This window comes from Mycobacterium sp. NTMscope_MAC_12, assembly GCF_976985675.1.
Genome location: NZ_CDRJYY010000001.1, coordinates 5249127 through 5268241 on the forward strand (window position 1 = coordinate 5249127; position 19115 = coordinate 5268241).

General features: G+C 68.7%; 18 protein-coding genes. 10 read left to right on the plus strand and 8 right to left on the minus strand.

From position 1 onward, the window contains the following. Window positions 1-57: 57 nt before the first annotated feature. The 6 genes from AC0KS4_RS24405 to AC0KS4_RS24430 all read left to right on the plus strand — a co-directional run bounded on the left by AC0KS4_RS24405 (window position 58) and on the right by AC0KS4_RS24430 (window position 7139). On the plus strand, window positions 58-270 hold the full coding sequence (locus AC0KS4_RS24405; protein ID WP_225327936.1) for a heavy-metal-associated domain-containing protein: 213 nt from the start codon (window positions 58-60) through the stop codon (window positions 268-270). Continuing rightward, window positions 267-2228: a heavy metal translocating P-type ATPase gene (locus AC0KS4_RS24410; protein WP_238957204.1), complete on the plus strand. Its 1962-nt coding sequence runs from the start codon at window positions 267-269 to the stop codon at window positions 2226-2228. The genes AC0KS4_RS24405 and AC0KS4_RS24410 overlap by 4 nt, the downstream gene beginning before the upstream one ends. Before the next feature lie 146 nt (window positions 2229-2374). Then, window positions 2375-3778, plus strand: a complete 1404-nt coding sequence (locus tag AC0KS4_RS24415) for an alpha/beta hydrolase (RefSeq protein ID WP_238957205.1) — start codon at window positions 2375-2377, stop codon at window positions 3776-3778. 260 nt (window positions 3779-4038) lie between these two features. After that, window positions 4039-4848, plus strand: a complete 810-nt coding sequence (locus AC0KS4_RS24420) for a polysaccharide deacetylase family protein (protein WP_225327938.1) — start codon at window positions 4039-4041, stop codon at window positions 4846-4848. Window positions 4849-5186: 338 nt separating this feature from the next. Beyond that, window positions 5187-6476 (plus strand): lipase family protein, encoded by a 1290-nt coding sequence (locus AC0KS4_RS24425; protein WP_225327939.1) that lies wholly within the window; start codon window positions 5187-5189, stop codon window positions 6474-6476. Window positions 6477-6503: 27 nt separating this feature from the next. Next, a complete protein-coding gene (locus AC0KS4_RS24430) occupies window positions 6504-7139 on the plus strand; it encodes a TetR/AcrR family transcriptional regulator (protein WP_275254627.1) in 636 nt (211 codons plus the stop codon). Between the two features lie 7 nt (window positions 7140-7146). Here the strand turns inward: AC0KS4_RS24430 and AC0KS4_RS24435 are convergent, their stop codons facing one another. After that, window positions 7147-7755, minus strand: coding sequence for a TetR/AcrR family transcriptional regulator (locus tag AC0KS4_RS24435; protein ID WP_225327941.1), 609 nt, complete (start codon window positions 7753-7755; stop codon window positions 7147-7149). Between the two features lie 67 nt (window positions 7756-7822). Here AC0KS4_RS24435 and AC0KS4_RS24440 point away from each other — a divergent pair, with 67 nt between their 5' ends. The 3 genes from AC0KS4_RS24440 (at window position 7823) to fadD1 (ending at window position 11210) form a co-directional block, all read left to right on the plus strand. After that, on the plus strand, window positions 7823-8653 hold the full coding sequence (locus AC0KS4_RS24440; RefSeq protein WP_238957207.1) for an alpha/beta fold hydrolase: 831 nt from the start codon (window positions 7823-7825) through the stop codon (window positions 8651-8653). A gap of 77 nt (window positions 8654-8730) precedes the next feature. Further along, a complete protein-coding gene (locus AC0KS4_RS24445) occupies window positions 8731-9492 on the plus strand; it encodes an SDR family NAD(P)-dependent oxidoreductase (RefSeq protein ID WP_238957208.1) in 762 nt (253 codons plus the stop codon). Window positions 9493-9578: 86 nt separating this feature from the next. Beyond that, the gene (fadD1, locus tag AC0KS4_RS24450) at window positions 9579-11210 is read left to right on the plus strand and encodes a fatty-acid--CoA ligase FadD1 (RefSeq protein WP_238957209.1); all 1632 of its coding nucleotides are present in this window, start codon (window positions 9579-9581) and stop codon (window positions 11208-11210) included. Here the strand turns inward: fadD1 and AC0KS4_RS24455 are convergent. Genes AC0KS4_RS24455 through AC0KS4_RS24480 form a run of 6 tightly spaced genes read right to left on the minus strand, consistent with a single transcriptional unit; the run spans window position 11152 to window position 17427 of the window. Next, window positions 11152-11799: a PadR family transcriptional regulator gene (locus tag AC0KS4_RS24455; protein WP_238957210.1), complete on the minus strand. Its 648-nt coding sequence runs from the start codon at window positions 11797-11799 to the stop codon at window positions 11152-11154. The genes fadD1 and AC0KS4_RS24455 overlap by 59 nt on opposite strands. After that, the gene (locus tag AC0KS4_RS24460; protein WP_238957211.1) at window positions 11796-12230 is read right to left on the minus strand and encodes a Zn-ribbon domain-containing OB-fold protein; all 435 of its coding nucleotides are present in this window, start codon (window positions 12228-12230) and stop codon (window positions 11796-11798) included. The genes AC0KS4_RS24455 and AC0KS4_RS24460 overlap by 4 nt, the downstream gene beginning before the upstream one ends. Beyond that, on the minus strand, window positions 12227-13387 hold the full coding sequence (locus tag AC0KS4_RS24465) for a thiolase family protein (protein ID WP_238957212.1): 1161 nt from the start codon (window positions 13385-13387) through the stop codon (window positions 12227-12229). The genes AC0KS4_RS24460 and AC0KS4_RS24465 overlap by 4 nt, the downstream gene beginning before the upstream one ends. Before the next feature lie 26 nt (window positions 13388-13413). After that, window positions 13414-13746, minus strand: coding sequence for a hypothetical protein (locus AC0KS4_RS24470; RefSeq protein WP_238957213.1), 333 nt, complete (start codon window positions 13744-13746; stop codon window positions 13414-13416). A gap of 1 nt (window position 13747) precedes the next feature. Then, window positions 13748-16075: a CaiB/BaiF CoA-transferase family protein gene (locus tag AC0KS4_RS24475; RefSeq protein WP_238957425.1), complete on the minus strand. Its 2328-nt coding sequence runs from the start codon at window positions 16073-16075 to the stop codon at window positions 13748-13750. A 2-nt stretch (window positions 16076-16077) separates the two neighbouring features. Next, window positions 16078-17427: an amidohydrolase family protein gene (locus tag AC0KS4_RS24480; RefSeq protein WP_238957214.1), complete on the minus strand. Its 1350-nt coding sequence runs from the start codon at window positions 17425-17427 to the stop codon at window positions 16078-16080. 292 nt (window positions 17428-17719) lie between these two features. Here AC0KS4_RS24480 and AC0KS4_RS24485 point away from each other — a divergent pair, with 292 nt between their 5' ends. Next, on the plus strand, window positions 17720-18697 hold the full coding sequence (locus AC0KS4_RS24485; protein WP_238957215.1) for a LacI family DNA-binding transcriptional regulator: 978 nt from the start codon (window positions 17720-17722) through the stop codon (window positions 18695-18697). Between the two features lie 3 nt (window positions 18698-18700). On the opposite strand, the gene AC0KS4_RS24490 is transcribed toward AC0KS4_RS24485, so the two are convergent. Beyond that, window positions 18701-19114, minus strand: a complete 414-nt coding sequence (locus tag AC0KS4_RS24490; RefSeq protein WP_238957216.1) for a Zn-ribbon domain-containing OB-fold protein — start codon at window positions 19112-19114, stop codon at window positions 18701-18703. Window position 19115 lies beyond the last annotated feature (1 nt).

The window sequence follows — 19115 nt, forward strand, 5'->3', positions numbered from 1 at the left end:
CCCGGGCAGGCACAATGGTGGGGTCAAGACGGCAGCGGGGTATCGAGAAGGAGCGGCATGCCCACCAGCGAATATCGGGTGAGCGGGATGAGTTGCGCGCACTGCGAGGCCGCCGTGCAGAGCGAGGTCACCCGAATCCCCGGCGTCGAGGGCGTGACGGTCAGCGCCGACACCGGCCGGCTCGTCGTCACGAGCGCGCTGCCCATCGATGCGGACGTCGTGCTCGGCGCGGTCGACGAGGCCGGCTTTGAGGCCGTCCTGGTCGCATGAGCACGCCCCCACGGCACATCGACGAGGGCGCCCTGCCCGCCGACGACGCGTCGGCCGCCACCACACCCCCCATCGAGCTTGAGATCACGGGGATGACCTGCGCTTCCTGCGCGGCCCGGATCGAAAAGAAACTCAACAAGCTCGACGGCGTCGCCGCCACCGTCAACTACGCGACCGAGAAGGCCGCCGTCAGCGCCCCCGCCGGGTACGACCCGCGGATGCTGATCGCCGAGGTCGAAAAGGCCGGCTACGCGGCCGCCGTGGCGCGACGCTCGCCGGAGCGCGATCCCGAGCTGGCGTCGCTGCGCCGACGTGTGATCACCGCCGCCGTGCTGGCCGTCCCGGTGATCGCCATGGCCATGGTTCCCGCGTGGCAGTTTCCTCACTGGCACTGGGCATCACTGGCGTTGACGGCTCCGGTCGTGCTGTGGTGCGGGCTGCCCTTCCACGCGGCCGCCTGGACCAACGTCAAACGCGGCGTCGCCACGATGGACACCCTGGTCTCGATCGGGACCCTGGCCGCGTTCCTCTGGTCGCTCTACGCGCTGTTTCTGGGGACGGCCGCCCAGCCGGGTATGCAGCACGACTTCGAGCTGACCGTCGGGCGCGACGACGCCCCGTGCCACGTCTACTTCGAGGTGGCCGCCGGCGTGACCCTGTTCGTCCTGGCCGGGCGGTACTTCGAGAAGCGGGCCAAGCGGTCGGCCGGGGACGCGCTGCGGGCGCTGGTGGCACTGGGCGCCAAGGACGTCGGGGTATTGCGTGGTGGCAGCGAGACCCGGCTGCCGATCGAGCGGCTGGCGGTCGGCGACGAGTTCGTCGTGCGTCCCGGCGAAAGGATCGCGACCGACGGGATCGTCGTCGCGGGTTCCTCGGCCGTCGATGCCGCCATGCTGACCGGCGAGTCCGTCCCCGTCGAGGTCGGCGAGGGTGACCCCGTCACCGGCGGCACCGTCAACGCCGGGGGCCGGCTTGTCGTCCGCGCCACCGGGATTGGCGACGATACCCAGCTGGCGCAGTTGGTCAAGCTCGTCGAACAGGCCCAATCCGGCAAGGCGCGGGTGCAGCGCCTGGCGGACCGCGTCTCCGGCGTGTTCGTTCCCGTCGTCCTGGCGCTCGCGGCGGCGACCCTCGGCGGTTGGCTCGCGGCGGGCTTCTCGCCCACCACCGCGCTGACGGCGGCCGTCGCGGTGCTGATCATCGCCTGCCCGTGCGCGATGGGGCTGGCGACTCCGACCGCCCTGTTGGTCGGCACCGGCCGGGCGGCTCAGCTCGGCGTCCTGATCCAGGGACCCGAAGTGCTGGAGTCCACCCGCAGGATCGACACGATCGTGCTCGACAAGACCGGCACGGTCACCACCGGCCGGATGACCCTGGTCGATGTGATCGACGGGTCGGGAACCGACCGCGCGACGCTGTTGCGGTACGCCGGGGGCCTGGAAGCCGCCTCCGAACACCCCATCGCGCAAGCCATCGCCCGGGCCGCCGCGGCGCAACTCGGCGCGCTCCCCGCGCCCGCGGACTTCGCGGGCGTCCACGGCATGGGCGTGCACGGCACGGTCGACGGTCATGCCGTCGTCGTCGGGCGCGCGAGCCTGCTGACCGAGCGCGGTCTGCGCCTCGACGGCCGCGCTCGACGCGGCCAAGGCGCCGCCGCCGACCTGGGTCTGGCCATGGGCACCGGCACCGATGTCGCGATCGAGGCCGCCGACCTGACCGTGATCCGCGACGACCTGCGTGCGGCCGTGGACGCGATCCGGCTCTCGCGGCGGACGCTGGCCACCATCAAGGCGAACCTGGTGTGGGCGTTCGGCTACAACCTCGCCGCGATCCCCGTCGCCGCGCTCGGCATGCTCAACCCGATGCTGGCCGGCGCCGCCATGGCACTGTCCAGCGTTCTCGTGGTCGGGAACAGCCTGCGGCTGCGCTCGTTCACCAGCGTCATCACCGACGCGTGAACCGCGCCGAACGTTGGGCCGGCGGGTCGCGGTCGTATGCGATAGTGGGTCCGGCCGCCGTCTGCCGAGACCCCGACCGGCCCCCGGACAATCACGACAATCACCGCACCCTCGCGCAGCGATCGATCTAGCAAAGGTCACGACCGTTGGAGCAGTTCTTCGGGCAACTGTCCCTGCTGCATGGCTGGTTTCCGCCCGCCGTTCAGGGCCTGGCGTTACTCGTGCTGATCGTCGCGATCCAATGGCGCGCGCGAAGCTGGCTCAAGCGAGTGCTGCCGGTGGCGTTGATCGCGGCCGTCGCGGCGACGGTGCTGTCGCGCTGGTACATCACTTCGCTCGGCGTGGCCGGGGACCCGGCACCGACGACGCTGTGGTTGTGGATCGCGATGAGCGGCCTGGCCGCCGCCGTGTTCCTGGTGGGCTGGCGGGGTGTGCGCTGGTGGCGCCGCGGGCTGGCGGTGGTGTCGATTCCGCTGTGCGTCCTGTGCGCGGGCATGGCGCTGAATGGCTGGGTCGGCTACTTCCCCACGGTGCTTGCCGCGTGGAACCAACTGACCTCGGTGCCGTTGCCCGACCAGATCGACCGGTTGCGGGTCACCGAAATGCAGATCGCGGGAACGAGGCCGACCAAGGGCGTCGTGGTGCCGGTCGACATCGACTCCTCGGCCTCCCACTTCGCCCACCGGCGGGAATTGGTCTACCTGCCTCCGGCGTGGTTCAACAGCAATCCCCCGCCTCGGCTGCCGGCCGTCATGATGATCAGCTCGGCCTTCAACACTCCGGCCGACTGGCTGGGCCCCGGCGGCGCCTTCACCGCCATCGACAGCTTCGCCGCCGCGCATCACGGGTTCTCGCCGGTGCTGGTGTTCGTGGATCCGACCGGGTCGTTCGACAACGACACCGAGTGCGTCAACGGTCCCCGCGGCAACGCCGCCGACCACCTGGCCAAGGACGTCATCCCGTTCACGGTGTCGAACTTCGGCGTCAGCGCGGATCGCACCAACTGGGGCGTCGCCGGCTGGTCGATGGGCGGTACCTGCGCCGTCGACCTGGCCGTCATGCATCCGGAGCTGTTCAGCGCATTCGTGGACATCGCGGGCGACCGCGGCCCCAACGTCGGGTCCAAGGACCAGTCCGTCGCCCGGTTGTTCGGCGGCGATCAGGCCGCGTGGGCCGCCTTCGACCCGGTCACCGTCATGACCAAGCACGGTCACTACACCGGCTTGTCCGGATGGTTCGACGTGCCCGTCTCCTCGGGACCCCACAACGTCGCCGAGCAAGACCCTTCCCCTCTCACACCCACCCTCGCCGCGTCCAGCACCGATTCCGCCGCCAATCCCGAGGGCCAGGACGCCGCCGCGAAGTCGCTGTGCTCGGTCGGCGCCGCGCATGGCATCTCCTGTGCGGTGCTCACCCAGGAGGGTAGGCACGACTGGCCGTTTGCCGCCCAGGCGTTTGCCACCGCCCTGCCGTGGCTGGCGTCCACCCTCGGAACTCCCGGTACCGAACCCGTGCCATTGCCGCAACGCGGCGCCGGGGAACCGCATTGATTCCCGCTGGTCGGTTCGCTCAAGCGGCCGCAATGGCCGCCGTCGAGAATTCACAGCTGACCCTCCCGTAACGCAGCCGACCAATCGGGTCTCCGAATGGTACGGTTCGCTGCTGTGGCCTCGGTGTTCTCCACTCACGGCGGTTCCTACGGGGACGCGCTTGTTACGCAACGCGCCACAATCCGTTTCCGAATCGCCGGGCCGAATTCGTCTTTTCTGCGCCCGCGCTTCCCCGTGATCGACGTCGTCCCGTCGCAGCCATGAACCGCCGCCAATTCCTTGGATCGCTTGCCGCGTCGGTGGTCGCCGGCGTCGGGACGGCGCGGCTCATCGTCGACCCGCAGCCGCGCACGTTCGCCCAGACACCGGGCGTCGACATACCAACCTCCGGCCCGGCCGCCCCACAGGCCCTGCTGCCGCCCCCGCCGCTCAGCGCCCGCATCCCACTGCCCGGTGGGGGCGCGTTGATGAAGATCCCGGGCGAAGGTGACCTGCTCGCGCTGACCGTCGACGACGGGGTGAACAGCGAAGTGGTGCGCGCCTACACGCAGTTCGCCAAGGACACCGGCGTGCGGCTGACGTATTTCGTCAACGGGGTCTACGACTCGTGGACCGAAAACTCCGAGCTGCTTCGGCCGTTGGTCGACAGCGGGCAGATCCAGCTCGGCAACCACACCTGGTCACATCCGGACCTGACCACACTGACCAAAGAGCAAGTCGCCGAACAGCTCACCCGTAATGACGCGTTCTTGAAGAAGACGTATGGCATTGGCGCGAAACCCTATTGGCGCCCGCCCTATGCCAAGCGCAACGCCGCCGTGGATGCCGTGGCCGCCGACCTCGGTTACAAGGTCCCCACCCTGTGGTCGGGTTCGCTCTCGGATTCGACGTTGATCACCGAGGACTACATCGTGCAGATGGCCGATCAGTACTTCACGCCGCAGGCCATCGTCATCGGGCACCTCAACCATCTGCCGGTGACGCACGTCTATCCGCAGCTCGTCGACATCATCCGCGACCGGAACCTTCGCACCGTCACGCTCAACGACGTGTTCCTCAAGACGCCCTGACGACGGCCGTGGGGCGCGGTGTCGTTGCCCACCAACGTCTTCAGCGTCTCGCGCGGCTCCGCTTGCCCAGGATCCGCCGCCATCGCTTCTCCAAGGCGATTGCGCCGGAACGCATTACCCGCAAGGCGCTCCGTCAGTCGATGATCCGGGCGCGCGCGTCGACGGGCCGGGCGCCCTCGGCGGAAAAGGTCGCCGAAATTGCGGCACCCTCGACGGCGCTCCACGCCGCCGACACATCGGCAATTCTTCACCCAGAATCATCGTTAGCCGGCAACCAATCTCTAAAAAATTAGAGATTGCTCTTCCGCTGGCGGGCGGTCCATTGTTACCGTTCCGTAATGCATCGGGCCGGGGGAGTTTTAACAGTACTGCTGATAATTGCTTCGGCACTGGTGGGAGCCGGAATTGCGCGGGCCGACGGCGGGGACGAGCCGCAGTACGCGGACTTTTACGCCGCGCCGGATCCGCTGCCGCCCGGCCGGCCCGGCGACCTGATCCGCACCGAGCCGTCGCGGTTGGTCCTCGAGCCGTCGGGCCAGCTGGGCGCGATCATGGCGACCGGCACGCGAATCATGTACCGCAGCACCGACACCCGGGGTAACCCCATCGCGGTGACGGGCACCTACTTCGAGCCCTACAACGACTGGCCCGGCGGCGGCCCGCGCCCGTTGATCAGTTACGCACCGGGCACCCAGGGCCAGGGCAATCAGTGTGCGCCGTCACGAATGTTCAACCAGGGCATCCACTATTCGGGTGGCTGGGACATCATGTTCAACTACGAGGAACTGTTCGTCGCCACCATGGTCGCGCGTGGGTTCGCCATTGTGATGACCGACTACGAGGGCCTGGGCACCGCGTCGATGCACACGTATGTGGGCCGGGTGGCCGAGGGACAGGCCGTGCTCGATGCCGCCCGCGCGGCCATGCGCCTGCCCGGCACGTCATTGGATCCGCATGGGCCCGTGGCGTTTTGGGGCTACTCGCAGGGCGGCGGCGCGACCGCGTCGGCGGCCGAACTCGCCTCGCAATACGCGCCCGACCTTCACATCGTGGGCACCTACGCCGGGGCGCCGCCCGCCAACCTCAAGGAACTACTGCCCTACGCCGACGGCAGCGCCCTAGTCGGCGTCGTCGGATACGCCCTCAACAGCGTGATGGCCGCCTATCCGGAATTCGCCGACATCATTCGTTCCAAGATGACCCCGCGCGGGCTCGCGATGCTGGAGTCGGTCTCGCGCCAGTGCGTCGGACAGACCTTGCTGGACTTCATGTTTCGCCACATACAGCCCTACTTCACCGAGGACATCAACCAATTGGTGAACGAGGAGCCGTTCAACAGCCTGTTCGAGGCGCAGCGACTCGGGCGCTACAAACCCAACGCGCCGGTGCTGATCGACAGCAACCGCTACGACCCGCTGGTGCCGTGGACCGCGGCCAATCAACTCGGACGCGACTGGTGTGCCCAGGACGCCGACGTCGAATTCCGCACCAACGAAGAGCCCCCCTTCCTCAACAAGCTCGTCATCAACCACGCGCTGCCGATGCTGGTCGACGGCGAACCGGCGATGCAATGGATCGCCGCCCGCTTCAACGGGGAGACCACCACGCCGAACTGCGGTCAGTTCTAACGCGCGGCCAAGGCTGGCGCCGATAAACTGGGGCGTATCGCTGCACGCAGAAAGCACAACGCGCCTGAGCGGCGCCGCGAACTCGCCGACGCCGCGATCGAATTGCTGGGCAGCAACGGCGTGCACGGTGTCAGTCACCCGAAGGTCGACGACCACGCCGGCGTGCCGGCCGGCACCACATCGTTCTACTTCAGGACCCGCAAGGCGCTGGTGCACGCCATGGCCACCCGCCTGGCCGAACTCGACGTCGCCGACTTTTCGATGATGGCCGAACTGGCCGAGGATCACGCCACCCAGTTCACCGGCACCGCCGGCCTGGCCCGCATCGTCATGTACGTCAACAGCGAACCCTGGCTCACCCGCGCCAAGGCGCGCTACGAGCTGGCGCTGCTCGCGGGCCGGGACCCGGAACTGGCCGCGGCCCTTAGTGAGTCGGCGGACCGGCTCTACGCCCTGGCCCGCGACGTCGTCACCCAATGGCACCCCGACGGCAGCGCGCCGGATCCGGCGTTGGTCGACGACCAGGCCACCGCCACCCTGGCCTTCATCAACGGGATCATGCTGACCTTTGTCGCGGGGCAGCCGGCCGTCAATGACCCCGAACGTCTCGACCGGCTCATCCAGGGCGTCATCGCCGGCGTCGCGCACGTTCGCGGTGACTGACTCCTCGTCAGCGCGCGTCGAACATACCGTCGATGAGGCGGTGCAGCACCTCCCGGGTCTCTCGGCGGGAACGGTCCGGGTCCTCGGCGGTGGCGATGACCATCGCGGCCTCGTCGAGCGCGCCGATCAGCACGTGGGCCAGCGGCCGCACCGGTTGCTCGGCCAACTCGCCGGCCCGGATCGCCTCGGTGAGCAGCTGCTCGGTCATGCCCAGGCTGTACCGCTGCGCGACGTCGCGGAATCCCGCCCAGCCGAGCACGCTCGGCGCGTCCAGCAGGATCAGTTGCCGCACTTCGGGATCGGCGGACACCTCGAGCCACGCATCGACCGCGGCGCGGACCGCGCCCGTCGGCGTCGCCGCCCCCGATTCGGCGACCACCACGGCCATCCGCGCCATCACATCCTGCTCGACGACCTCGACGACTTCACGGAATAGCGTTGCCTTGTCGGCGAATTGGTGATACATCGCGCCGCGGGTGACCCCGGCGGCCGACGCGATCTCGGGCGTACCCACCTCCGCGTATCCCCGCAGGCCCCAGAGTTTGCGGGCAGCCGCGATCAACGCCTCGCGGGTCGCCGCGGAGCGCTCCTCCTGGGTGCGTCTCTTGCTTTCCATACAACCTGTTGGTAACTTACGAACAGACAGCCTGTTTGTAAGTGTATCTCTCACGTAGGAGCCTCATATGTCGACGATCGACATTAGTGCCGGAACCATTCATTACGAAGCAACCGGACCCGAAAACGGCAGGCCCGTGGTCTTCGTGCACGGGTACATGATGGGAGGTCAGCTGTGGCGCCAGGTCAGCGAACGGCTGGCCGCCCGCGGATTGCGGTGCATCGCCCCGACCTGGCCGCTGGGCGCGCACCCGGAACCGCTGCGTCGCGGCGCCGATCGAACCATCACCGGGGTCGCCGGCATGGTCGCCGAGGTGCTGGCCGCGCTCGACCTCGAGGACGTGGTGCTGGTCGGCAACGACACCGGCGGCGTCGTCACCCAATTGGTGGCCGTGCACCACCGCGAGCGGCTGGGTGCGCTGGTGCTCACGAGTTGCGATGCGTTCGAACACTTTCCGCCGCCGATCCTCAAGCCGGTGATCGTGGCGGCCAAGTCGAAGACGACGTTCCGGGCCGTCGCCCAGGCCATGCGGGTGCCGACGGTGCGCAAGCGGGCGTTCAACGGCCTGGCGCACCGCAACATCGATGACCTCACCGAACAGTGGGTGCGCCCGGCGTTCTCGCTGCCGGCGGTCGCCGAGGACCTGCGCCAGTTCACCCTTTCCATGCGCACCGAGATCACGACGACGGTGGCGACGCGGTTGTACGACTTCGACAGGCCGACCCTCATCGCGTGGTCGGCCGACGACGTGTTCTTCGAGCAGGAGGACGGCGCCCGGCTGGCCGCGACCATTCCCAACGCCCGCCTCGAGGTGATCGCCGGGGCCCGGACCTTCTCCATGGTCGATCAGCCCGACCGCCTCGCCGAGCTGCTGTCGACGGTCGCGGTGCGCGCGTAACGTCTTCTGCCTCGCGGCCGTAACGCCACGGCGGAAATTCGAAAGCGATATTTCGCCGTGGCGTTACGCTCGCGGGCATGAAAAATGTCCTGCAAGGCCGGCGGATCCTCGTGACCGGCGCCGCCACCGGCATCGGCGCGGCCGCGGTCGAGGTCCTGACCGGCGCGGGCGCCGAGGTCGCCGCGACCTATCACAAGACGCCGCCGCCGGAAGGCCTCGCCGCCAAGTGGTTCCAGTGCGACGCGCGTGATCCCGACGCCGTTTCGGCCACGGTCACCGCGGCGGCGCAACACCTGGGCGGACTCGACGTGCTGGTGAACGCCGTCGGGCTCTGGCAAGCGGGCATCCCCGGCTACATCGGCGCCGACGAGATCTCGTTCCTGTTGGACACCAACGTCAAGGCGACCGTCCTCACCAACCAGGCCGCCCATGCCGTGATGAAGGAGCAAGACCCCAAGGGCGGCCGCATCATCAACTTCGGCTCGTCGGAAGCCGTTATGGGCAGCCCGATCTCGGCCGTCTACGCCGCCACCAAGGGCGCGGTCCAGGCGTGGACGCGCAGTGCCGCCAAGGCCTGGGCCGCCGACAACATCACCGTCAACGCTTTGGCCCCGGCCGTGCAGACGCCGGGCGCCGACCGGCTCCGGGACTTCCTCGGCCCCGACGCCGCCGCCCTGATCGACCAGCAGATGAAGATGATGATCCCGCTGGGCGGCGCGCTGGGGGAACCCGCCCGCGACCTCGGGCCGATGCTGGTCTTCCTGGCCGGGCCCGGCTCGGGGTTCATCACGGGGCAACTGCTGGCGGTCGACGGCGGCCTGATGATGGTGGGCGGATAGGCGGCGCGCCGCTCGCCGCGGGACCGCTACTATAAGACGGACCGTCTCGTCTCGTAGGGTAGGCAGAGTGAGGGTGAATCGGACCGATGGCTGACGACACGATTCAAGCGCTGCTGCGCAAGCGCCTATCCGACCCGTCGATCGCGGTGAAATACGGTGACACGCAATGGAGTTGGCAGCAGTACTTGGAGGGCTCGACGGCGCGGGCCGCCGCCCTGCTGGCCGCTGCCGATCCGACACGGCCGGCGCACGTCGGCGCCCTGCTGGGAAACACGCCCGAGATGCTGAGCCAGATGGCCGCGGCCGGGCTCGGCGGCTACGTCCTGTGCGGCCTGAACACCACCCGGCGCGGTGACGCGCTGGCCGCCGACATCCGCCGCGCCGACTGCCAGTTCGTGGTGACCGACGCCGAACACCGCCCGCTCCTGGACGGCCTGGACCTGCCCGACACGCGCATCCTCGACACCTCGACGCCGCAATGGGCCGAGTTCGTCGATACCGCCGGCGAGCTGTCCCCTCATCGGCAGGTCACCGCGATGGACGCCTTCATGATGATCTTCACGTCGGGAACGAGCGGAAACCCCAAGGCGGTGCAGGTATCTCACTTCATGGCCACGGTCGCCGGACTCAGCCTGGCCGAGCGATTCACCCTCACCGAGCAAGACACCTGTTACGTGTCGATGCCGCTGTTTCACTCCAACGCGGTGGTCGCGGGGTGGGCGCCCGCGGTGTGCTCCGGCGCCGCGATCGTGCCGGCGAAGTTCTCGGCGAGCAACTTCCTCGACGACATCCGTCGCCACGGCGCCACCTACATGAACTACGTCGGCAAGCCGTTGGCCTACATCCTGGCCACCGCCGAACGCGACGACGACGCCGACAATCCGCTGCGGGTGGCGTTCGGCAACGAGGCCAACGACAAGGACATCGAGGAGTTCGCGCGCCGCTTCGGCGTGCAGGTCGAGGACGGCTTCGGGTCGACCGAGAACGCCGTCATCGTGATCCGCGAACCCGGCACGCCGAAGGGCTCGATCGGCCGGGGCGCCGACGGCGTGGCGATCTACAACAACGACACCGTCACCGAATGCGCGACCGCACGGTTCGACGCCGACGGGGCCCTCGTCAACGCCGACGAAGCGGTGGGCGAGCTGGTGAACACGGCGGGCTCGGGCTTCTTCACCGGCTACTACAACGACCCGGACGCCAACGCCGAGCGCATGCGCCACGGCATGTACTGGTCCGGCGACCTGGCGTACCGCGACGCCGACGGCTGGATCTACCTGGCCGGCCGCACAACCGACTGGATGCGGGTCGACGGCGAGAACCTGGCCGCCGCGCCCATCGAGCGGATCCTGTTGCGCCACAGCGCGATCAGCCGGGCCGCGGTCTACGCCGTCGCGGACGGCCATGTCGGCGACCAGGTGATGGCGGCCATCGTGCTCAACGACGGCCACACGCTGGCGCCCGACGACTTCGAAACGTTCCTGAACGCGCAGCCCGACCTGTCCCCCAAGGCCCGGCCGCGCTACGTGCGCATCGCGACCGACCTGCCCAGCACCGCCACCCACAAGGTGCTCAAGCGGCAGTTGATCGCCCAGGGACCCGCCGTCGGCGAGGGAGAAGTGTTGTGGGAGCGCGAATCCCGTGGGACGGCCTATGCGGTCAGCGGCTCCGCGGTGCCCGGCGGCGGATCTGCCCCTTCGACCGTCGCACCCGTTTGACCGGATCGCGGCTTGTGCCGGCGGCGATCTCGTCGCGCAACTGGGAGATGTTGGAGATCTCCGCGTAGAGCCCCCGGATCGCGTAGTCCAGGACGGCGAAGGAGTACCGCTGTTCGGGGTCGTCGGTGATGCCGAGCTCGTGGGAGCGCTGCCGCGACCACAGCGCCTCGTCGAGCCGGGCCCGGGTCGCGTCGAGGTGCCGGTCCAGGGTGTCCAGGACGTGTTCGGGGTCCTCGCCGCGGGCCAGCCAGGTCTTGAGGATGACGGGGTGTTTGATGACCACTTGGTCCTGACCGGGGAAGTGCTGCACCCAGCGGCGCAGCGCGTCCAGCCCGGCCTCGGTGGTCTCGTACAGGGTGATGGCGCGCTTGCCGGATTGGGCGCCGATCTCGCTGACCATTCCCCGGGCCAGCAGCCGGGTCAGTTCGCGCCGCACGTGGCTGACCGACGGCGACCAGTAGAAGTGGCCGACGGACAGTTCGGCGCGCATCTTGATCTCACCGGCGGTGAGTTGCTCGTCGTTGGCCGCCAGCACGCCCAGGACCAGGTAGGCGGTGACCGGAAGTCCGTTGCTGGTACGGGGACTCACGAACTGTCGGTCCCTTCTGCGGTGAAGTACGGAAGCGTCACGTCGGAGCCGACGTCGTGAAATTGCACCCGCACGCGCAGGCCGACCTCGACGTCCTCCGGCGGCACCCCGACGACGTTGGTCAGCATCTGAAAGCCCTCGTCGAGCGTGACGATCGCCGGCGCATACGGCGGTTCGAACTCCGCGGTCACCGGCCGATAAACCACCGTCCAGCTGTAGATCTCGCCACGCCCGCTGCCGTGGCGCCAGTCGATGTCCTCCGAAAGGCATTGGCGGCAGTGCTCGGTCGGCGGGAAGTTCGCCAGGCCGCACGCCCGGCACCGCTGGTAGCGCAGCTGATTGGCCCGGCATCCCTCCCAGAACGGCACGCTGACATGGCTGCTCGCGTGGGGCACGGGACCGGTTTGGGGTCGCAATGGGTCAGAAGTCACCGTGGCTCGTCTCCCAGAAGCAGCACCGTCGTGAACAATGCCCCCGCTCCCCCGTTGCTACACAACGCGATACGCGCATCGGGGACCTGAAGATCACCGGCCTGGCCGCGCAACTGCTGAACGGCTCGGATCGCGCGCTGCATCATCTGCGGGTTGGAGCCCGCGTGGCTGAACGACATGGTTCCCCCGTCGGTGGTGATCGGATGGCTGCCGTCGATGGCGATGTGGCCATCGGCGACGAACGGACCACCCTCGCCGTCGCCGCAGAAGCCGAAAGCCTCGAGCTGACGGATGATTTCGAAGGAGAACGGGTCGTAGAGTTCCAGCACGTCGACGTCATCGCGGCGTAGCCCGGCGTGGCTGAACGCGCACTCGGCAGCGCGCCGGCCCACCACACCGTTCACGTGATCGCCGCGCCGCCCGGCGAGGTCGTACGCCGGTGGGTGCTGGTAGGATGGCCCGTGAAAGTCCGCGCCGCTGCCCAGGACGTAGATGGGTTGGCTCTTGACGTCGACGGCGCCGACGTTGGCCACGACGAGCGCGCAGCCGCCTTCGGAGGTGGTCGCGCAGTCCAGGAGATGGAACGGGTCCGCGATGGGCCGCGATGCGGTGATGTCCTCGGACGCGAACGGGCCGCGTTGGTAGTAGACGGCTTCGGGGTTGCGTGACCCGTTGTTGCGGATGGTCGCCGCGACGATCGAAAGTTGCTCGCGCGTCGTGCCGTAGACGTGCATGTGACGCCGCGCGATGAGTGCGAACTCGGCGGTGGTGAACATGCCCCAGGGCGCGACGAACTCGTTCTCGGGCCGGGTCCACGGCGCGGTGGCCTCGTGGTCGCGGTACTCGCCGGCTTGGGCGGCGACCAGCACCACCACGTCGGCCATGCCGTGCTCGATCGCGGTGACCGCCTCGGTGATCATGCCGACCCCGAAAGCCAGGCCCTGCCAGGCCGGGCCCAGACGCAGGTCGTAGATCAACGAGGTCGACTGCGGGCTCGCGCTGATGCCGTCGACGTCGTCGAGGGTCAGGCCGGCATCGTCGAGCGCGCCCAGGATCGCCTTGATCGCCAGGCCGCGCGACGTTTCGCCGTCGAGTCGCCGCCCCTGCCGGGTGTTGTGCACTCCGACAATCGCCGCGGTGCGCTTCGTCGCACTCACCGATGTCCCATTCCTTTTACCGCCGTTCAGTTTTCGTCCGCGACGACGCCCAAGTAGGTGCCCCTGACCTCGTATCGTCTCCCGTCGCGGGTGATGGTGCCGATCGTCGTCGCGGGTCCGGCGGTGCGCCCGGTGCCAGCCACGTCCACGACGTCGATCCGCACGTCCACCGGTCGCGCCGTCTGCGGGTCGGTGATCTCGACGACCATCGCCACCGCGTGTTCGTCCTCGTCCCACTCGACGCTGGTGATGCGATGGCGGGCGGTCAGCTCCATCACCACGGAGTCCTGGCGCACCAAGAAGCGCACCGGCGCGCACAGCTCCCCGGCGCGGGGCGGCACGCACAGGCTGACCGCCATCTCACAGGCCCGCCGGCCGGTCGCTGATGGTCCCCGAGCGCCGCAAGTCGGCCAGGTCCTCTTCGCCGCGTCCGAGGATGTCGGTGAGCACCTCGTCGGTGTGCTGGCCGTAGAGCGGCGCTGCTCGCCGGATCCAGCGCCTCGGCCGGTCCAGGAACGCGAAAGGCATTCCGGTGCACAGGAAAGAGCCCGCGACGGGATGGTCGACCGTCTCCCAGAAGCCGCGTGCGTGCAGGTGCGGATCGGTGAGCAGCGCCGCGGCCGGGGTGACGCGCGCGGCGGCCACCCCGGCGGCGCGCAGCGCGTCGACCGCTTGGGTCACCGAGCGCGTCGCGGCCCAGGCGGAGATCAGTTTGTCGATGTCGTCGGCCCGCTCGTCCCAGCCGGTGAGCTCCGGCTGGTTGAGGAGGCCGGCCAGTGACGCGCGCGCGGCGTCGTCCATCGCGGCGAGCGCGACCCAGTCGTCGTCGCCGCGGCAGCGGTACACGCCCTGGGGGGCCGCGCCGGGTCCACGGTTTCCGTTGCGCCGCAAGGAGATCCCGTTGCGGGAATATTCGACCAGCATTTCGGCGGCCACGTTGAGCGCGGCCTCGACCATGGTCGATTCGACCTGCATGCCGGCGCCCTCGCGGTCGCGGATCGCCAGTGCGGCCACGGCGGCGAAGGCGGCGTGTAGGCCGGCGATCGGGTCGCACACACCGCGCGGGATCACCGGTGGGCCGTCGGCGTGGCCGGTCATCCACGCCATGCCGGTGGCCTGCTCCATCGTCTGCGCGAAGCCGACACGATCGCGCCACGGGCCATCGAGGCCGAAGGCGGGCATCCGCACCATGATGGCGTGCGGGTTGGCCGCGCGGACCGCGTCCCATTCCAGGCCGAAGTTCGCCATCACGCGGGGCGAGAAGTTCTCGATGACGAGATCGCTGGCGGCGATGAGGTCCAGCGCGACGGAACGCCCGGCGTCCGTGCCCAGATCGACGCTGATCCCGCGCTTGTTGTTGTTGCTGCACAGGAAGACTGGGCCCCACTCCCACCATTGCTCCCAGTCGGGCGGGCGGCCCGCGGAAAACCGCATGCCGTCGGGCCGCCGGACGCCCTCGATCTTGATCACGTCGGCGCCCAGGGCTCCTAGCAGTTGCGTGGCGACCGGGCCCGCCCAGAACGCGGTGAAGTCGGTGATGCGCACGTCGGACAGCGGCAGGGCGTCGGGGACGGTGCCGCGGGGCGGCTCGGGTCTCGGAGGCCAGTGCAGCCTTGCGTTGTCGGCACCGAGCGCCGGTGGCTGCCCGGGTGGCCTGGTCGCCATCGCCTCGCTGCGATACGGCACCCGCGGCGCCAGCACCCCGTCCCGCGATTCGACGAACACTTCGCGTTCCACGAAGTGGTCCACTTTGGGCAGCATCTCGGGAGACGCGATGGGGGCCACCGGAATCCGGAACGCCACGGCGAGGTCGACGATCTCCTGGGTGGTGCGGCTGCGCGTCCATGCGGTGACCATGCCCAGGAACTCGTCGCGCCGCTCGACCCGTCCGGCAAACGATGCCAGCTCGGCGTCGTCGACGAGATCTGCGCGGTCGATCATCACCAGGAAATCTTGGAACTGCTGCGCGGTGATGGTGCAGAAGCCGACCATGCCATCGGCGGTGGGCACGATCGACGGCAGTTCCAGACTGCGTTCGTGCAGCAGCGAATCGGCGCCCAGCACGCTGGCCGACATCGCGGACAGGCCACCCATGGCGATCACCATGGCTTCGTACGTCGAGACGTCGATGACCTGGCCGCGGCCGCTGCGTGCGGCGTGCCGGGCCGTGGCCGCACCCGCCGCCGCGGCGAACGTGCCCGCCAGCCATTCGCCGAGCCGGCCGCCGGCCTGTACCGGCTCGTCGCCCGGCCAGCCTCGTCCGGCGATCGATCCGCATAACGCCTGCAGGATGAATTCGTTGGCCACCACGTGGTCGTCGACGTAGGGACCATCGGTGCCGAACGGTGTCACGGCCACCACCACCGCCGACGCGGCGGTGTGCGCGGTGATGCCGTCGAGGGTCCAGCCGTCGGTCAGGTCGGTGAGCACGATGTCGGCGCCGGCCAGCAGCGACGTGACCTCGGCCTGGCCGTGATTGACCACCGACTTCTTGCCGGCGGCCAGATATCCGAACAGCGCCCCGGACGGCCTGCCCGCCGACCAGCGGCGCAGCGAATCACCCTGTGGGGATTCAATTTTCACCACCTCGGCGCCGGCGTCGGCGAACATCTTGCCGCAGTAGGACACCGCCAGACCGTTGCACAGCTCCAGCACGCGCCAATCCGCAAACGGCGCCGCACCCGCCACGTTCAATTACCCAGGGTGGTGGCGCGCCCGGCGATGCCGACCACCTCCGCCGTCACGGGCGCGGTGGCTCCGGCCTGCAGGGCGAACTGGGTCATCCGGGTCCACGCGTCCCGGTCGCGTTGGCTGGCCCGGCGGCCGACGTGGGTGACCACGTCGACATCGGTGGCCTGCGCGCGCAGCCCGCCGGCCCGCGCCTGCTCTTTCGGGATGTGCCGGAACGGGTCGAATGAGTATGCGGCCATGGCGTTTTCGTGGGTGATCTTGTCGATGACCCGGTCGTCGAGGTGGCCCATGGTGGCGATGACGTCCTCGGGTGCGAACGGCCAGTTGCTGTCGGAGTGTGGGAAGTCGGACTCCCAGCACAGCATGTCCTCGTTGAACCAACCCATGTTCTGTACGCCCACCTTGTCGCTGATGAAGCAGGTGTAGAAGTGCCGCTTGAACACATCGGTGGGACCACTGTAGCCGGGCGGGAACGTCGCCAGCGTCCACCCCGAATGGCGGTTGTACACGTGCTCGGCGCGCCAGAGAAAGTAGGGTATCCAGCCCACGTCGCCCTCGGTGAGCGAGAACTTCAATTGCGGGAAGTCCGCCCAGAATTCGGCCCAGATCAGTTCGGTGAAGGTGAACATGCTCATCATCGACGACGCCGTCATCTGCACGCTGGGCGGCGCGTCCGTCGACACCTGCGGAGAGCGTGAGGCGGAGCCGACGTGAGTGCACAGCACGGTCTTGTTCTCGCACGCGGCCTCGAAAAGCGGATACCAGTACTTGGTGTGAATGCTGGGCATCTGCAACGCCTCCGGATTCTCCGAGAACGTCACCGCGTGACAACCCTTGTCGGCCAGGCGTTTGACTTCCTTGGCGGCCTCGGCCACATCGAATAGCGGCAGGATGCCGCACGGGATGAACCGGCCCGGATAAGCCCCGCACCATTCGTCGACGTGCCAGTCGTTGTAGGCCTTGATCATCACCAGATTCACCTCGCGGTCGGGACCCTGGTTGAGGACCTGGCCGGAGAATCCGGTGAAATTCGGAAAGTTCAACCCTGCCAGCTGGCCGCCGGCGTTCATGTCGCGGATCCGCTCGTCGACGTTGAAGCAGCCGGGCCGCATCTCGTCGTAGCGCGAGGCGTCGATGTTGTACATCTCGCGGGGCTTGCCGGCCACGGCGTTCAGGCCCATGTTTCGGCCGCGGACCTCGCCGTAGTACCACTGCTGGATGCCGTCGGGTTCCAGGACCACCCGCGGGGCGCGGTCCTTGTACTTGGCGGGAACGTGCGCGTCGAACATGTCGGCCGGCTCGGCGATGTGATCGTCCACGCTGATCAGGATCAGATCGTCCTTGTCCATGCCGCGCTCCTCGGTCGACTTATAGCGACTAGTAGATAATGGTGTTCGTCACAGTGTCAACCGCCCGCGACGCGCTTGACGGGGTGGGCCCCGCCAGCGGCTTTCACTGCATGGCAACGGCGCACGCGCGCCGACGTGCGTCCCGTCCAGGCCCCGGGCGCTCGGCTCAACGCGTCCGAAGACCATGGACTAATAGTCCACACAAAGCAGCGCCACCGCACGGCATCCTGCGGTGCCGACGGGTGTCGCATGCCACCATGGGGCATGACCGGGCGCGGAAGGTAAACGGAAGTTGAGCACCAACAAGGCGGCGCGTCCGACCACCGCGGACGTGGCCCGGTTGGCCAGCGTGTCGACCGCCACGGTCAGCTATGTGCTGAACAACGCGCAGGGCCGCCGGATCTCCCCCGAAACCCGCGACGCCGTCTACCGCGCGGCCAAACTGCTGGGTTATCGGCCCAACCTCGCCGCCCGCAATCTCGCGCGCGGCAAAAGCGGTGTGGTGCTCTACGTGGTGCCGCACGTGGCGGTGGGCGAGATGCCGATGCAGGCCGGCAGCCGCATGACCACAGCACTGGCACGCCAAGGGTTGCTGCAGGTACAGATTTTCGAGACCGACGACGACCATCATGTCGTCGATGCGATCGCAAACCTGGACCCCGTCGCGATCACCAGCCTGTTTCCGCTGAGTCCGGCCGCCCGCGAGGCGGTGGCCCAGGCCGGCATCCCGCACATCGAGATCGGGACCCTGCCCGCACTCAACAACCCGCACCTTTCGGTCGGCGAGATGCGCGTCGCGCACCTCATCGAGCGGGGCCATCGGCGAATCGCCTTCGCCTACACCGGGATCGACCGATGGAAACCATTGGGCGACTACTGGTTCGAAGGGGTTTCGCGGGCCGCGCAGGCGCGCGGCCTCCCGCCCGTGCGAGTCGACCATGTCACCCTCGACAACGCCGCCGACGTCGTCACCGGATGGGTGGGCGACGGCGTAACCGCCGTCTGCGCCCAAAGCGACGAGATAGCTTGCCTCGTGCTCTACGGCATCCACCAAGCGCGGCTGCGCTGTCCCAGCGACCTCGCGGTGATGGGCGTCGACGCCAGCCCCATGGGCATGGTCAGCACCCCGCCGCTGACCACCGTTCAATTCGATCCCTGCGCGGTAGCCGACGCCGCGCTTGCCGCCGTCTTCGATCGGCTGGGGCAACCCGCCCCGCCCTCCCCCGAGCTGACTGACATCGCCCACCTCGTGGTGCGGGCGTCGACCTGAGCGTCAGTCGGCCGGCGCGTAACGCAGCAGCGTGACGTCGTGTTCCGGGTAGTCGCAAAACACCGGTTTCACCCGCATCCCCACCCGGAGGTCGGCCGGGTCCACGTTGACCATCTCAGTGGAAAACCTTGGCCCCTCGTCCCATTCGACGATGGCGAGCAGCTGCGGCACGGCATCGGCGAAGTGCGGGCTGACCGGCCGGTGGGCCACGGTGTAGGAGTACAGCGTCCCCATCCCGGAGATCTCGCGCCATTCCAGGTCGTCGGCCAGGGTGCGCGGCGCGCGCACCCGCGGATAGAACACATACGCCTGCAGCGACGGCGAATACTGGATGACGATGCGGTGCTGCGCGAGCGCGTCCCAAAACGGCGCGCTGGTCGGGGTTTTGACGGGCATCGGCCGCTCGAAGCTGGTCATG